The following is a 15383-nucleotide window of genomic DNA, read 5'->3' as shown; positions in this document are numbered from 1 at the left end:
CTAATCGAAGGAAGCAATTGCCTCCAGCCCAGAATCCTCACCGGTAAAGTACATAAGCCCCCATCCAATGGGGTGATCTTTTTCATCCATCAGCTTCTGTTCCACAACCAGAACAGGATCGCCTTCCATAATATCCAACACCTGACTGACTTCCCCTTTGGCCGCCATCGCCCGAATTTTGAGCTTTTTGGTCATCGCAAAGATGGAGTTCTTTTTGGCCACCATTTCCGGAAAGGTGGCATAGCGAATTTCTTTTTCGACAATCGGAATGCCCCGGTAATAAGGAATATATTTAACATCAAAGGCCTTAACGATGCCATCGCTGACAAAAACCCGTTTCACCACAATGACATGTTTATTTTCGGGGATTTCCAAATTAAAACCTACCTCATAGCTGGGTTTCACGACATTGACCTCAATCAGCCGGATTTCTTCACCTTTTTTTTCAGTTGTCATCATTTCGTCAAAATGAAGCGTGTAGGAATCCAGATTAGGTTCACAGACATAGTTGCCTTTGCCTGGAATGGAGTAAATGTAACCCTCATTGACAAGAACTGCTAAACCTTTTCTGACCGTCATGCGGCTGACATTAAATTCTTCGCAGAGAAGGTTTTCTGACTGTATGGCATCACCCGGTTTAATTTCTTCACTGGTTATTCTATTTTTTATTGCATCGACTATTTTTAAATATTCGGGGGATCCCATTTTTCTACCACCTTGGTCTATTTATCGTTATTTTTTTTTCCGGTTTTTTCGATCATCCATAATTTGCATTTTTCGACACCGGTCATCACATCTTTCGTGGCAAAATCTGCCCCCACAATCTGTGCTGCTTTTTCATCAATGACAGCACCGCCAATAATCACCCGGTAATCATCCCGGATTCCCCGGTTAACCAATTCGCAGACCACCGCCCGCATTTCATAAATGGTTTCCTGCTGCATACCACTCATGCCGATGATATCCGGCTTGACCGTCTCAATGGCTTCCACCACCTGATAAAGGGAAACATCCGTCCCCAGATCAATGAGTTCGAATCCGGCGGTTCTGGCAAATGAGCCAAAAATATTTTTGCCAATATCATGACAATCACCGAAAACAGAAAAAAGCAGTAATCTGCCTATTTTATTTTTTGGAGTTACCTTGGTAATTTCTTTTAGTTCTTCGAGTTCCATCACTTCCTGAAAGATGATCCCGGCAAAAATCAAATCGGCAATAAAATAATCACTGGTTTCGTATAATTTACCGACCCGCTCCATTCCGGTTTGCAACCAATTGAAGATATCAATTGGTTTAAACCCTTTTCGAATAGCAATTCGCACGAGCTCCAGGGTTCGATCTTCATATAATCCTTCGATGGATCTTACAATGCTATGTTTCATAATTTAAGTTCCACTCCCTTAAAGGTGTAAATTGAATACCACCGTCTTGTTTTGTCGACCTGGTCTTATCTAAATGATCACACCTGGAATTTCTAGTTTAATATTTTCAAAATCCTTTTAATTATAACCTAAATTATTTTTTTTGATAATGGTATAATTGATATAAATCTTGCAAATTTTAACGTCTTTGAATTTAGAGGCCTTTGCTCTTCATAATAGAAGAGCAAAAGTTACTAAACTGATTTTCTCAACATAAAGACAGTGTTATCGGGTAATTTTTTGTCAATAATACTACTCCCAAGATACCCATCCACATCTAAGCAATTTTGATATCAATGCCCGAATGCCTGCCCGAGTAAAGAAGCGATTCTCGTGTTTTGAGTCTATAATACATCTCATTTTCATGAAATCGTTTGTCGAAATTATACCATACTTATATCGACCTGTATATACAAATATCTACAAATCTTAGAAATTTAGGGTAAAAAATCGTTCTCTTTTTACTCAACAGAACCGCTCATTTTCAACAAAAAAAAGATAAAAGGAAGAGACATGTCTCTTCCTTTTATCTCTAATTCTTCTATTTATTTATCCAGCGACCTGGGGTTGTTGATCACAAGTGACCGCTTATACCCAACCCTGGCAAATTTTTACGCCTTCTGCCGCATTCGTTGTAAATTGATCCGCGCCCACATACTCACACGATTCTTTGGTTACCGGATTTCCGCCAATAATTACCTTCGCCGTAATACCTGCCGCTTTTAATGCGTCAACCGTTTCTTTCATTGAGTCAATCGCCAGGGTTAAAACACCGCTCATGCCGATGATGGCAGGGTTGCAATCTTTGGCTTTCTCCACGAAGATTTCCGGAGCCACATCGATCCCCAAATCGACCACTTCAAAACCGGCCGCTTCCGACATACTTTTAAAGATGTTTTTTCCAATATCATGTAAATCACCATGGACCGTTCCGATAATGATGGTCCCGGCAACAGCAGAGTCATCACTGCCTAAAACGGGTTTTAAGACATTAATTGCTTCAGTTAATAATTCTCCGGCGAAGATCAGATCACCAACAAAATACTCACCTTTTTCGAAAAGATCACCGACAATTGCCATACCGCCCTGACATGCTGCAACTGCTTCCTGTGCTTCTGCTTCTGAGGGATTTGTAGCGACGAAATCATTGAGTAGGTCCATCACGTCTTCTTCTTCTAAATCTCCAACTGCCTGTGTTAATACCTTTAAATCCAGCATTTAAATACCCTTCCTTTGAAAAAATATATTTATAAAAAACTTGTGTGACTTGTGTGTACATGTTTATGATCATATGATACACCTTTACATCTCACTTGTCAAGTAAACGCTTCCAATTTGTTGTCATTTTTAATTTGTCATACGCATGTTCACGGTCTTAAGTAAGCCATCAAGCCAACTGAATGATAAATTACATGGTTCGATTCATTCGTCCAGGCGATTCACCCAATTAAAAAGGGGCACTTTCGTACCCCTTTAGTAAAGCAAAAATTTTGTCCGTTATTTTGTAACTCGAACCTTAGACACTTTGAAAGGTGGAATTTTAGCAATTGGATCCACCGCACCACCGGTCAGGGAGTTTGCTCCGCTTTCGCCATAATGGAAAGGCATGAACAGGTTATTTTCCATGATCCCTTCATTAAAACGTGTTTTAACAGAAACACTTCCCCGTGGAGATGTGACATTAATGATATCACCCTCTTCAATTCCAAGTTCCAATGCTTTGGCTGGATTGATTTCAACAAATGCATCGCCGGCAATCTCTTCGATGCCCGGTGAACGTTTTGTCATTGTTCGGGTATGATAATGCTCAAGAATTCGTCCGGTCATTAAAATAAGTGGATATTCTTCATCGGCCTGATCTTCTGGTGGGATGTAATCGGCAATCATGAAGGCACCCAGACCTCTGGTGAATTTTCCGGCATGAAGGAATTTTGCACCTTCTGAGTCTTTACTTAAACATGGCCATTGAATACGATCGCCATTATTCAATCGTTCATGGGATACGCCCGTATAACTTGGTGTTACTGAGGCAATTTCGTCCATGATTTCAGCAGCGCTGGTAAAGTCAAAGCCCTTAACACCCATTTCCTTGGCTATCATTCCAATAATTTCCCAGTCGTTTTTAGCGGTACCTGGGGCATCAACGGCTTTTCTGAGCAGCTGAATACGTCGCTCTGTATTGGTGAAGGTTCCGTCTTTTTCAGCATAAACATAAGCTGGTAGAACAACATCAGCAAATTCAGTAGTCTCAGTCAGGAAAATATCCTGAACTACGATGAAATTAGCCTTTTTCAGCGCTTCTTTAACATGATTGGTGTTTGGATCTGAAACCGCTGGATTCTCACCCATCACATAGAGGAACTTGACGGTACCATTTCCGACATCATCAATAATTTCGGTTAGTGTTTTACCCGTATTGGATGGCAGCTTAACACCCCAGGCTTTTTCAAATTTTTCCACAGCTTCAGGATTTGCTGTTTTTTGATAACCAGGAAGATCGCCTGGCAGGGCACCCATATCACAGGACCCCTGAACATTGTTTTGGCCCCGAAGCGGATTAACGCCACAGCCTTCCCGACCAATTTTTCCGGTCAACATGGCCAGATTAGCGGTGGACATAACCCCATCAGTCCCGGTATTAAACTGGGTAACACCCATGGAATAGAAGATTCCGCCTTTATCTTTTGTCGCATAAAGAACCCCTGCTTTTCGCATTTCATCGGGATCTACGCCACAAATTTCGGCACATTTTTCGACCGTGATCGTATTCATGAATTCTAAGAATGCTTCATAACCTTCAGTACGTTCATTGATAAAGGTTTTGTCTTCAAGACCGGCATCCAGAATAGCACGCATCAGTCCATTAAATAAGGCGACATTCGTGCCTGGTTTAATCTGTAAATAAACATCTGCATAGTTCGCCAGTTCGATCTTACGGGGTTCGGCAACAATCAGAGCAGCTCCCTGAGCTTTCCGTTGTTTTATTTTTGCACCAATGACAGGATGGGTCTCAGTAGTATTTGAGCCTGACACCAGCATAACATCCATCACAGCGATTTCTTCAATACTGTTGGTCATCGCGCCGCTACCGAAAGACTTAGCTAAACCAGCCACGGTGGAAGCATGACACAACCGCGCACAATGATCGACATTATTCGTTTCTCCCGCAGTTCTGATAAACTTCTGGAAGACATAATTATCTTCATTGGTACAACGTGCAGAAGAAAAACCTGCTACTGCCTGTGGTCCTTCCGTTTTTGCTTCTTTAAGTTTTTTAGCCACTAATGTAATGGCCTCTTCCCAAGTCGCTTCTTGTAATACCCCATCTTTTCGGATCAATGGTGTTGTTAATCGATCCGGACTGCCTACGAAATCATAAGCAAAGCGACCTTTTACGCATAGTAAATTATCGTTTACATTTCCCTCGGTACTGAATACGTCGGTAATTTTATTATCAACTACTTTTAAATTTAAAGTACAGCCTACTCCACAATAGGGACAGACGGTTTGTACCTGTTTTGCATAGCTGAATGGTTTAAACTTCTTAGGTGCTAATGCACCGGTTGGACATACCGCGATACAATTTCCACAGCTGACACACTCTGTTGTTTTACCTCTAGGCAAATCATTAACTGTTTTAATGATGTTATCCTTTTCAGGATCAAATGCTGCTAAAACGTGATTACATTGTAAATAGTCACATGCTTTTATACATCGCCCGCATAAAACACATTTGCTAGGGTCATAAGTATAAAATGGATTCGAATCATCAATTGGTCGATCCGCATACCCCTCTGTTCCTACTGCCTTGTAGGTATCATAATCAATCAAATTAGCATTGTTTTCCACAAAGAAACACGCCTCATACTTATAACAAGCCATGCAATCAAATTTGTGATCCACCATCAAAGCTTTCATCGCCTTACGTCGCTCATTTCTAACTGCAAATGTATCGGTATCAACCACCATACCCTCAGCAACTGGAGTTGAACAAGCTTTTTCAAATTCTTTTGAACCTGCCACCTCTACCACACACATCCCGCAAGTTCCAACGGGTGTGAAATCTTTAAAACTACACAGGGTTGGAATCTCAATGCCGATGGAACTTGCTGCCTTTAAAATTGTTGTTCCAGGCTCGACACTGATATTCTGCCCATTAATTGTTAAATTAACCATATTTTTCCCCTTTCTTTTAGTAGTTTAATTATAATTGATAACTCTTCGTTTGTCATTGATACTTTTTTAACATCAATCTTTTTTTTACATTTGGTCATCTTTAATAGTATGTCGTGTTTAAAACACCTAACGCCCCCGTTATTCATCATTTCAATCCCGCCAGATGATAATTTACCATTCTCTTGATCAGAATATTTTTTTCTATTTTTTTTCTTTTCTCTTTCTCAATCGACTCATCTGTACTTTATTGTACTCGACTGGCCTGATTCAGCGAAAACCGGTTCTTTTCCGGCTTCATCAGGCTTGATTCTGTCTCTATTTGTCTAGCATACAACCCACTGTTAGCGAGACTTGTCGGGCATCATAAATGATACCCTGTCCGTAACTCCTTGAAAATACTTCCGTTAGCCGTGATTTGTGGAATAGCGAATATAAAACGATGCTATTTTGTTATATGCGCCATTCTTTACGAAAATCTTATTTTTACTCTTATTGGACTATTTTTTACCTTTTTATTGCTGACTGTTTCTGCTCATTGACCAAAAGGCAGTTCCGCCCAAGCTGATAAACGTTACCATAGTTATTATTAACAGGAGTTGCTGTCGCTGATCCACTGGTATTCCTTTCTATTTTTCTTATCTCTTGAATCATTGTCCTAAACAATTTTTTTGGTAAATAAACCGCTTTTTTACGCCTGCTTCCCAACTTCCAATCGCAACTTTTATTCCAGTTAACGTTATTTAACATATCCAAATTTCATCACCTTGTGGTTTTGTTATTATCTTTCAGTGGTCAAACGCCCTTACACCGTTTAAAAAAAAGTATTTACTCCGATTGTCTTGAATTTAACGTCCCCTTACAATTGTAAGTATTTCACTTGACTCGAAATTTTTTCTTTGACTTTTTTTGTCCTAATTAGACAAAATATTATCATAAGTTTATATTTACTTTTAAATTTTGTTATGTCCTCCGAACTAATTGTAAACTTAAGCGACGCTAACTATATACAAATAATTATTTCTGTGCTATACTTCTGCAAACGATTCATGAAAGTCGTAACTTGTTTAGGAGGAAAATAGTGTGAACGGTTTTTTGACCCCAAAAGAGATTAACGAGTGTATGGTGACCAGCGGAAAAGCAAAAGCCTCTTTACCCATTGGTAAAATGCTTTTACTCGGTATTTTTGCTGGTATGTATGTTGGTTTAGGTGCCTATGGATTCACCATTGTTACTTCAGGTGCAGGAAGTGGTTTTGAAGCAACCCTTGCCAAATTCATTGGTGCCGGTGTTTTCCCGGTTGGTTTGATGCTGATTATTTTTTGCGGCGCAGAGTTGTTTACAGGAAACTGTACTTTAACCTTAGCTTTAGCTAAAAAAGAAATCACCCTCGGCTCCTTGCTTCGTAATTTGACTGTAGTTTATCTTGCAAATTTTGTGGGCTCTGTTTTATTAGCCTGGTTACTTTTCAAAAGCGGCTTATACAGCGGCGAAGCCATGGCTGCTAAAGCAATTGGTATTGCTGAAGCAAAAACAGCGATTCCGTTGTTGCCGATCATTATCCGCGCTACCTTTTGTAACATATTAGTGGTGCTGGCAGTCATGATGCAAGCAGGTTCAAAAGACATTATTGGCAAAATATTTGCAATTTGGTTCCCAATTATGCTTTTTGTGCTCGCGGGATTTGAGCATTGCGTCGCAAATATGTTCTTTTTACCAATTGGATTATTTTTGGGAGCAGACATTACCTGGAGTCAGATCATCATAAATAATCTTATTCCGGTAACTATCGGAAATGTTATTGGCGGTGCCTTTGTGGTTCCAGGTGTTTACTACTATACATATCTGCGAACAAATAAAGAGGCTATCAATGCCGCTTCAGACCCGGTAATTGCTGCAACTGCAGAATAGTTTTCTTCATGAAGTCGGAGGCAATCCTGAGGGTAGCATTGTCTTCGTCTTCATTTTCATAAACAACATTACCGTCCGAACCGCTTTGAATGTTTAAGTCATTTTTTTCTCGACGTTACTTATCTGTCATCCACCAAGCTTTCGTTTTAACACGCCACCTTGATTAAAACAGCCTTGCTTGTTTTGTATCATCTATATTTGCACACCCGGCTAAGTCATTTTCAAAGTGATGCTGGCCTTTTTTACATTCACATTTCCCCACCGACTATGCAATTTCCCCGGTATTATTGGCACAGTTATGTCATTTACAAACTTACCTTCAATCCGTAGCCCTCTTTCAATCTCCCTCATAATTCAACCACTCCAGTTATTCTGTTTGTTAGCACGACGCGTTTTAAAGAAGCTTCTAATCTGAAGAGGCGGTAATTTATCAAACGATTTTTTCGGAAACATTAGTAAATACGGGAAAACGTCAATGACAAATCCAAGAATTTAGAATATAATAAAAATCTAGAAGCAAGAAAAAATCATTTATGGTTAACTTAAAAAATGCTCCCATTTTTTAAAGATAAATAGGAGTTTTCCAAAAATAAGTAGTTACCGAAAGGCATTACGAATTTATGAAAGAACAAACGATCATGGAAGAAACAAAAACAGCCGCAATTCTGGTTGGCGGACTAAGTCAGCGGATGGGATATGACAAAAAGAAATTACGGATTGGCGGAGAGACCATTTTAAATCAGATCGTCAAACAGCTTTCAAAAGACTTTGATGATATCATCGTTGTCGGTTGCGACCAGGAAGATATTCCAAATATTTCAGGTTTAAGGGGTATTTACCAGGATGCCCTGGAGCTGTCGGCATCGCTGGTTGGTATTTATTCAGCACTTCTGCTGTCCAAATCGCGGTTTCTCTATGTCACTGCTTGTGACATGCCTTACTATAATAGCGATTATGTTAAATACATGGTAAGTATCATTACCGAAAACCCTGATATATCAGGCTGCGTTACGCGCTTTGATGAGTGGATTGAACCATTTAATGCTTTTTACAGTGTTGATCTAATTCCCAAAATTGAAACATTTCTGGACTCTGGCAGAAAAAGTATTTACAAATGTTTTGAAGCCGAAAATTTACATTATATTGACGAAGCTGTTGGTCGCAGTTATAGTCCCGGTTGGGAAATGTTCAGTAATTTGAATACTCCGAGAGAGTTAAAAAATCATATTCAACGTACTAAAAAGACGATAATAGAATAATCTTAACCATTAATCTGATCAGCTATATCGGTTTATCCAATAATTACCGCAATTTAAACAAAAGAGGACGATTACTTGAAAATAATTAACGAAGCACTTGATTTAGAATTAAAAGAAGCTTTTTCAATAACACGAATCCGTCAGAACGCCAATAACGAGCTTAATCATGAACATTTCGACGACATCGTCATTACCGAACATCATCTGAGCTGTTATATTAATGAACAATTGGCTTTTAAGCTGGTTTGCACCCCGGAAAAACTTGATGCCCTGGTGTTAGGTTACATGTTTAGTGAGGGTTATATCGATCGTTTAGATGATATTGACTTTATTTATATTTGCCAAAGCGGTGAGCGGGTAAAAGTGCAATTAAACAAAATCATTTCCTTAAATAGTATCGATCATGATACCACCAGCGAATCAATTTCTTGTGGCAATAATAAAAAAATAAGGCAGGCTGCTCAAATCAGCAACCTTAAACCATTACCTGCTCATCAATGCTCCTACGAGACAATTTTTAAATTAGCCAACGCCTGTAACCGAAATGCGGCTTTGTTTAATGAAACCGGCGGGACCCATTGTGCCGCAATGTGCATTGACGGAAACGAAATGTATGTCTGTGAAGATATTGGTCGTCATAACGCCGTTGATAAGACGATCGGGATGGCACTGACAGCAAACCAGCAATTAGCCCACCCCATTCTTTTTACCACCGGACGAATCCCGTCTGATATGGTTTTTAAAGCCATTCGCTGCGGCATTCCCGTTATTGCCTCTCATTCGGCGCCAACCAATGAAGCCATCGAACTGGCACGTCAGTTTAATCTGACATTGATTGGCTTTGTCCGGGGCAGACGACTTAATATTTATGCCGGAAATCTTCGGTAACTATCTGGGCCGACTTTTTAGTCAGAATCATCAGTTCTCAGAGCTAAATTTAGCGGGCCACATTTTTAATTTTGAAATAACTAGTTAAGGAGCGAAACGATGAGCTGCGTTATTAAATTATATAAGAGCGTTGAAAAGGGCCAGACTGTCCCCCTTGAGACATCTGGTTTTTTCATTAAAGATTTTGGTATCGAAGGTGACCGCCACGGTGGCAAGGATCTGCGGCAGGTAAGTTTTTTCGGGATCGAAAGCATCCAAAAAATGGAACAACTGCACCTCTCCGGATTGTGCACCAAACGGTTTAATGAAAATGTCATTACTGAAAATATCGAGCTCTACAAACTTCCGGTCGGAAGTCTGTTGAAAATTGGCGACACGGTCCAAAAAATTACCCAAGTTGGCAAAAAGTGCTTTGGCTGTGAGATTACCGATAGCCAGCAAATCTGTCCGCTGGCACACGAAGTCGTCTTTACCGCCGTCATTAACGGTGGTCTCGTCAAAATTGGCGATACTATTGAACGATTAGATCTGTAACCCTGATTAAAATGAGCGCAAAAAATTCAGAGCGGTAAAATTTCGTGAAATTTTACCGCTCTGTTTATATTATTATATAAAATGCTTAATTACCTTCTTTTCTGCCAGAAGCCCCGGTAGCGCAGGATCCGGGTGGTATTTAGGATAGTCAAAATAGCGGCGCCGACGTCGGCAAAAATCGCCAGATACATTTCACCCATGCCAAAGAAGGTCATGGTCAGGACCGTGATTTTTATTCCCAATGCCAGAACGATGTTCTGAATCATAATCCGCCGGGTATATTTAGCAATGTCTACTGACTTGACGATGTCCATGGGGTCGTCTTTCATCAGAATAATATCCGCGGCCTCAATGGCGGCGTCCGAACCCAGGGCACCCATGGCAATACCGGCGTCAGCCATGGCCAGCACCGGGGCATCATTCATACCGTCGCCGACAAAGATCGTTTTACCATCCTTATTATCCGTTTTTATTTTTTCAAAGGCAGCCACCTTATCCTGGGGCAAGCAATCCCCCCGCACTTCATCCAGCTGCAGCTGCTTACCGATCTGGTTGGCGACCTGTGAATTATCGCCGCTGAGCATCACTGTTTTTCTGACCCCCAGTTTCTTTAACTGTTGCAGGGCAGCGAAGGCACTTTCTTTAACCATGTCCCCCAGCACCAGGTATCCGGCCAGTTGATTATCGATGGCGAGATACACAATCGTGCCCGCTTCGTTATTTTCGGCCACCCCAATCTGATGATCCTGCAGCAAACTCTTATTTCCGGCTAGAATCACCTGGTCGTCAACTTCGACCCGGGTTCCTTTGCCGGGAATTTCGGCGTAATTTTTCAACCGGTTTTCGTCCACATCCTGCCGGGCATAAGCGGTGATCGCCTTACCAATGGGATGGTTGGAATAGTGTTCCCCGGCAGCCGCCGCTGCTAACAGCTCGACTTCGCTAAACCCGGTTGCTGGTACGGTTTTGATGACCTTGAATTCACCCTGGGTCAGGGTACCGGTTTTGTCAAAAACAAAGACATTACTCTGATAAAGAACATCCAGATAATTTCCGCCTTTAATCAGCACCCCTTCCTTGGAAGCCCGGCCAATACCGCCGAAATAACTGATCGGTATCGATAACACCAGGGCACAGGGGCAGGAGACCACCAGGAAGATCAGACTCTGGTAAAACCAGGTTTCCCAAGACGCCCCGGGAATCAGCAGCGGCGGAATAATGGCCATGGCAATGGCTGAAAATACCACAATAGGGGTATAGTAATGCGAAAACTTGGTGATGAACTTCTCAGTTTTGCCTTTTTTATCGCTGGCTTCTTCAATCAGATGCATAATTTTCATGGCGGTAGAGTTTTCATAGTCTTTGGTAACCAGCACCTTCAGCACCGCATTGCCGTTAATCATCCCACTGAGGATTTCATCCCCCTTTTCAACTTTGCGGGGATAAGATTCCCCGGTCAGCGGAGAGGTGTCCAAATGGGAAAGCCCTTGCAGGATGACCCCATCGGCAGGGATTTTTTCGCCGGGTTTGATCACCAGCACATCGCCCACCTTAACCAGTTTGGCATCAATAACAACCTCGCCTTCGGGGCCAACCCGATTGGCGGTGATGGCATTGAAACTGATGGTTTCGGCAATCGAGCGGCGGGCATTGTCGACGGCCCGATCCTGGAAATATTCACCGATCCCAAAAAAGATCATGACTCCCGCAGCTTCCGGCCATTCGGTTAAGACCAGAGCGCCAAAGGTGGCGATGGTCATCAGGAAATTTTCGTCAAAGATTTGACCCTGACCAATATTTCGAAAAGCCAGTAAAATAACCCGATACCCAGCCAGTAAATAAGCGCCCAGGAAAACGCCAATGGTGATCACTTCCAGATTGGCCGGAAGCAATGCCTGGAAAACAAAACCCAGCATAAATAATCCAATCGCCGTAATCAGCTCAAGCTTCTGCCGTTTATCCATATCTCCCAGGGCCTGCCCGTGTTCATGGGGCGCCAGGGCCGCATGATCATCATCCGAATGACCTTCACAACCGCAGGGTTCTGCTGCAGCCGATCGTTTCCGGTTTTTCGAAACGACCACATGGGGTTCCAGGGAATGAACCAGTTTGACGATCGCATCATAGGTTTCTTCCTGAGCAAATCCCTCCCCTTCGTCAATCACCAGTGACCCAGTGGCCAGGGACAGACTAGCCGCTCTGACATTCGGCATTTTGCCAACCAGTTTTTCAATTTTCCCGGCACAATTGGCACAGTTGAGTCCTTCTAAAAATACTTTCATGCTGATAACCTCTTTTCGCTACACCTAGTGATGACTTAAATGGGTGATCGTCAACAGGACAATCACTTCCACATGGGCATCGTCCAGGTGATAAAATTTCATTTGACCTTCTTTTCGGTAACTGATGATCCGTTTATCTTTCAAGATCCGTAGTTGATGGGACACCGCCGTTCGGCTGACATCCATCAGGTTGACAATATCATTCACACACAGCTCGCCATTTTCAAACAGCGCACTAACGATTTTTATTCGGGTGGGATCACCCAGCACCTTAAAAAATTCGGCTACCTCAAACAAGGTTTCCTCGCTGTGATCGTTTTTCAAAACTTTTTCCATCGCTTCTCCTTAATATGTGAACACTTGCTCACTTATTAACATTATATTAGCACATTCTTTTTCCGGAATCAAGCACTATTTTCAGGCACCATTTTAGACTCAATAAATATTGACAATTGTCAAAAATAATGATAATTTGAATATATATAATATTTTAAAACGATATCAATTTTAAAGGATAAAGGTCAATATAAATGAGTGATGCCAAACGATTATTGGATGAGCGATTGATCCGTATTGAAAAAGCAGTTAATTTGGAAAAACCAGACCGGATCCCAATTTTTGCCTTAAACGGGCCTGAGGTTGCCATCGATTATTGTGGCCGTCACCTCAAATCGGCCACCTGGAATCTGGAGATTGTCAGGGAATGTCTGCCCATTTACTATCAGGACATGAAGGTGGATGCCGCCGCAGCAGCTTTTTTACGCTGCCCGGGGATGTACACGGCCATCGGATCTCAGAATTTTGTTCCTAATAAGGATGGCTTTATGCAACATCCTGAGGTCTGCGGCATGCTGGCCAGCGAGTATGAAGAGCTGATTAAGGATCCCTTCAAGACCCTGGTGGATAAGGTCCTGCCCCGGCAATACAAGGCTTTTGATCAGCCCGGCGGCTTGGGCGGACTTAACCTGGCCAAAGGGGCCCTCAGTCATATGCGTTATACCAGACTCCTTCAGGAAATCGATGCCCACTGTAGTACCACAGTAGGGGTCCCGATTATTTCGGATAACATGATCGAAGCACCATTTGATTTTTTAGCTGATCAGCTCCGCAGTTTTATGGGGATCTCAGTGGATATGCACCGCTGTCCCGAGCTGGTCGAGCAGGCCTGCGAGGCGCTGTTTCCGCTGCTGCTGCGGTGGGGGGTTACCAGTTATACCGGGCCACCGAAAAAAATCCCAGCCATCTTTATGCCCCTGCATATGCCGTCATTTTTAAACCCCAAACAGTTTGAACGTTTTTACTGGCCGACCTTTTCCCGACTGGTTAATACCCTTACCGGCATGGGCTACACGGTGGCCTTGTTTATTGAAGGCAACTGGTCAAAATTGTATGATTATCTGGGCAGCCTGAACCCCAATGTGGTAGGCATTTTTGAATACGGCAAAATGAAGACAATTAAGGAAAAGGTGGGCAAGACCATGTGCATCATGGGCAACTACCCCATCGAAGCTTTGAAATCTCACTCCACCGAACAGTGCATCGATATTGCCAAAAAAATGATCGCGGAAGGGGCTCCCGGAGGCGGCTATATTTTTACCACCGGCAAATCCATTCTGCGGGGCAAAGGCCTGGATCTGGAGAAACTCCAGGCGGTTCATCAGTATGTAATCGATCACGGAAAATATTAGCGAGGTGTTTTATGGAAACCATCAAATCTGAATATCTGGACTACTTTGAAAGCTATGCCGCCCGCCATCCGGAATTAACTGAAGAAGATGCGGCCATTATGGCAGATCCCTGGGATGTCAATGAAGATATGCTGTTGGGCTATGTGCTATCGTTATTGATTTAGGAATTTGTCTTGTGTTTAAATACGGCATAAAAAAAGCAGCGATGGGTGCGCCATCGCTGCTTTTTTTTATTACGATATACAATTTCGGGATGTTCAAAAGGATCGCAGTAATTCGATTTCTTTTTGATAAGCCAGGGTATCTTCCTGGGGCGTTTCCAGAAAAAAAGGCAGGTTTTTGAGCATCGGATGGGTCACAATCTGCTTAAATGTTTCGATTCCCAGCGTCCCAAAACCGATTTTTTGATGGCGGTCTTTGTTGCTGTTAAAGGGCATCATACTATCATTTAAATGCAGGCATTTTAAATAATCCAGGCCGATGATCCGATCAAATTCTGCCAGCACGCCATCCAGATTTGCCACCACATCATATCCCGCGGAATAAACATGACAGGTATCCAGACAGACCCCCATTTTATCGGGCAAGGCCACCTGATCAATGATCATTTTCAATTCTTCAAAACATCTGCCGATTTCAGTTCCTTTTCCGGACATGGTTTCCAGCACTACCGTGGTTTTCTGATCGGCCCACATTTCTTCGTTGAGAATCTGGACAATCCCGGCAATGCCCTTTTCCACCCCCTGGCCGGTGTGACTGCCGGGATGAAAATTATAGAGTTCACAGGGTAGTTCTTCCAGCCGCAGCAGGTCTTCTTTAAAGACCATCCGGGCAAATTCCCGGGTTTCCGGTTTGGCCGAACACATATTAAGGGTATAGGGGGCATGGGCCAACAGCGGACCAAACCCCTGCGTATCGATAATCTGCCGGAGTCCGGCTACATCTTTGGGGTCAAGGGCTTTGGCCTTGCCGCCTCTGGGGTTGCGGGTAAAGAACTGAAAGGTATTGGCTTCAATTCTTACCGCTTCTTCACCAGCTTTTTTAAATCCACTGGCGATCGACAGGTGGGGTCCAATCATTAACATTCTTTGTCTCCTTGTATTTTTATTGCCATTTAATATCTTTTCATGAATCTAATTTTCTTATTTTTTTTTGATTATTCTCAAAATTCCACATTTCTTATAATTCGCTTGATAATTTTTTTTAAATATTATAAAATATACTTGA

Annotated in this window: 14 protein-coding genes; 6 read left to right on the top strand and 8 right to left on the bottom strand. The window is 42.3% G+C overall.

The genetic code is table 11. The features are described 5' to 3' along the window. From ABGU93_RS05305 to ABGU93_RS05285, 5 genes are all read right to left on the bottom strand, one after another. On the bottom strand, positions 1 to 705 hold the full coding sequence (locus ABGU93_RS05305) for a GntR family transcriptional regulator (RefSeq protein WP_026395095.1): 705 nt from the start codon (positions 703 to 705) through the stop codon (positions 1 to 3). A gap of 17 nt (positions 706 to 722) precedes the next feature. Continuing rightward, complete coding sequence (locus ABGU93_RS05300) at positions 723 to 1382, bottom strand: cobalamin-dependent protein (RefSeq protein ID WP_347412445.1); 660 nt, start codon at positions 1380 to 1382, stop codon at positions 723 to 725. A gap of 627 nt (positions 1383 to 2009) precedes the next feature. Then, positions 2010 to 2639, bottom strand: a complete 630-nt coding sequence (locus ABGU93_RS05295; RefSeq protein WP_347412444.1) for a cobalamin-dependent protein — start codon at positions 2637 to 2639, stop codon at positions 2010 to 2012. A 279-nt stretch (positions 2640 to 2918) separates the two neighbouring features. Beyond that, positions 2919 to 5597, bottom strand: coding sequence for a formate dehydrogenase subunit alpha (gene fdhF, locus ABGU93_RS05290; protein WP_347412443.1), 2679 nt, complete (start codon positions 5595 to 5597; stop codon positions 2919 to 2921). 504 nt (positions 5598 to 6101) lie between these two features. Beyond that, positions 6102 to 6350 carry a hypothetical protein gene (locus ABGU93_RS05285; protein ID WP_304885022.1) on the bottom strand — a complete coding sequence of 83 codons (249 nt, stop codon included), beginning with the start codon at positions 6348 to 6350 and terminating at the stop codon, positions 6102 to 6104. Positions 6351 to 6677: 327 nt separating this feature from the next. On the opposite strand from ABGU93_RS05285, the gene ABGU93_RS05280 reads away from it, so the two are divergent. The 4 genes from ABGU93_RS05280 (at position 6678) to ABGU93_RS05265 (ending at position 10186) form a co-directional block, all read left to right on the top strand. Next, entirely contained in the window at positions 6678 to 7505 is an 828-nt protein-coding gene (locus ABGU93_RS05280) for a formate/nitrite transporter family protein (RefSeq protein WP_347412442.1), read from the top strand. 620 nt (positions 7506 to 8125) lie between these two features. After that, complete coding sequence (locus ABGU93_RS05275) at positions 8126 to 8764, top strand: molybdenum cofactor guanylyltransferase (protein WP_304885016.1); 639 nt, start codon at positions 8126 to 8128, stop codon at positions 8762 to 8764. Between the two features lie 75 nt (positions 8765 to 8839). Next, positions 8840 to 9652, top strand: coding sequence for a formate dehydrogenase accessory sulfurtransferase FdhD (gene fdhD / locus ABGU93_RS05270; RefSeq protein WP_304885014.1), 813 nt, complete (start codon positions 8840 to 8842; stop codon positions 9650 to 9652). Positions 9653 to 9751: 99 nt separating this feature from the next. Next, entirely contained in the window at positions 9752 to 10186 is a 435-nt protein-coding gene (locus tag ABGU93_RS05265; RefSeq protein WP_304886575.1) for an MOSC domain-containing protein, read from the top strand. Between the two features lie 89 nt (positions 10187 to 10275). Here the strand turns inward: ABGU93_RS05265 and ABGU93_RS05260 are convergent, their stop codons facing one another. Together ABGU93_RS05260 and ABGU93_RS05255 are read right to left on the bottom strand one after the other, a co-directional pair. Then, positions 10276 to 12468: a heavy metal translocating P-type ATPase gene (locus tag ABGU93_RS05260; RefSeq protein ID WP_347412441.1), complete on the bottom strand. Its 2193-nt coding sequence runs from the start codon at positions 12466 to 12468 to the stop codon at positions 10276 to 10278. A gap of 24 nt (positions 12469 to 12492) precedes the next feature. Continuing rightward, entirely contained in the window at positions 12493 to 12804 is a 312-nt protein-coding gene (locus tag ABGU93_RS05255; protein WP_347412440.1) for a metalloregulator ArsR/SmtB family transcription factor, read from the bottom strand. A gap of 194 nt (positions 12805 to 12998) precedes the next feature. Between ABGU93_RS05255 and ABGU93_RS05250 the strand changes: the two genes are divergently transcribed. Together ABGU93_RS05250 and ABGU93_RS05245 are read left to right on the top strand one after the other, a co-directional pair. Continuing rightward, positions 12999 to 14156, top strand: a complete 1158-nt coding sequence (locus ABGU93_RS05250; RefSeq protein ID WP_347412439.1) for a uroporphyrinogen decarboxylase family protein — start codon at positions 12999 to 13001, stop codon at positions 14154 to 14156. Between the two features lie 11 nt (positions 14157 to 14167). After that, positions 14168 to 14320, top strand: coding sequence for a hypothetical protein (locus ABGU93_RS05245; protein ID WP_304886567.1), 153 nt, complete (start codon positions 14168 to 14170; stop codon positions 14318 to 14320). 93 nt (positions 14321 to 14413) lie between these two features. Here ABGU93_RS05245 and ABGU93_RS05240 read toward each other — a convergent pair whose 3' ends face one another. Continuing rightward, complete coding sequence (locus tag ABGU93_RS05240) at positions 14414 to 15241, bottom strand: deoxyribonuclease IV (RefSeq protein ID WP_347412438.1); 828 nt, start codon at positions 15239 to 15241, stop codon at positions 14414 to 14416. Positions 15242 to 15383 lie beyond the last annotated feature (142 nt).

It is taken from the genome of Acetobacterium sp. (assembly GCF_039830195.1).
In the GTDB taxonomy this organism is placed as follows: domain Bacteria; phylum Bacillota; class Clostridia; order Eubacteriales; family Eubacteriaceae; genus Acetobacterium.
Note: the sequence above shows the minus strand (reverse complement) of the source record. Positions and strands in the feature narration are given on the sequence as shown.

Bases quoted from the DNA above. Each gene is read 5' to 3' on its own strand.
- ABGU93_RS05305 (WP_026395095.1), bottom strand. From the start codon at position 705: ATGGGATCCCCCGAATATTTAAAAATAGTCGATGCAATAAAAAATAGA.
- ABGU93_RS05300 (WP_347412445.1), bottom strand. From the start codon at position 1,382: ATGAAACATAGCATTGTAAGATCCATCGAAGGATTATATGAAGATCGA.
- ABGU93_RS05295 (WP_347412444.1), bottom strand. From the start codon at position 2,639: ATGCTGGATTTAAAGGTATTAACACAGGCAGTTGGAGATTTAGAAGAA.
- fdhF (WP_347412443.1), bottom strand. From the start codon at position 5,597: ATGGTTAATTTAACAATTAATGGGCAGAATATCAGTGTCGAGCCTGGA.
- ABGU93_RS05275 (WP_304885016.1), top strand. From the start codon at position 8,126: ATGAAAGAACAAACGATCATGGAAGAAACAAAAACAGCCGCAATTCTG.
- ABGU93_RS05265 (WP_304886575.1), top strand. From the start codon at position 9,752: ATGAGCTGCGTTATTAAATTATATAAGAGCGTTGAAAAGGGCCAGACT.
- ABGU93_RS05260 (WP_347412441.1), bottom strand. From the start codon at position 12,468: ATGAAAGTATTTTTAGAAGGACTCAACTGTGCCAATTGTGCCGGGAAA.
- ABGU93_RS05255 (WP_347412440.1), bottom strand. From the start codon at position 12,804: ATGGAAAAAGTTTTGAAAAACGATCACAGCGAGGAAACCTTGTTTGAG.
- ABGU93_RS05250 (WP_347412439.1), top strand. From the start codon at position 12,999: ATGAGTGATGCCAAACGATTATTGGATGAGCGATTGATCCGTATTGAA.
- ABGU93_RS05245 (WP_304886567.1), top strand. From the start codon at position 14,168: ATGGAAACCATCAAATCTGAATATCTGGACTACTTTGAAAGCTATGCC.
- ABGU93_RS05240 (WP_347412438.1), bottom strand. From the start codon at position 15,241: ATGTTAATGATTGGACCCCACCTGTCGATCGCCAGTGGATTTAAAAAA.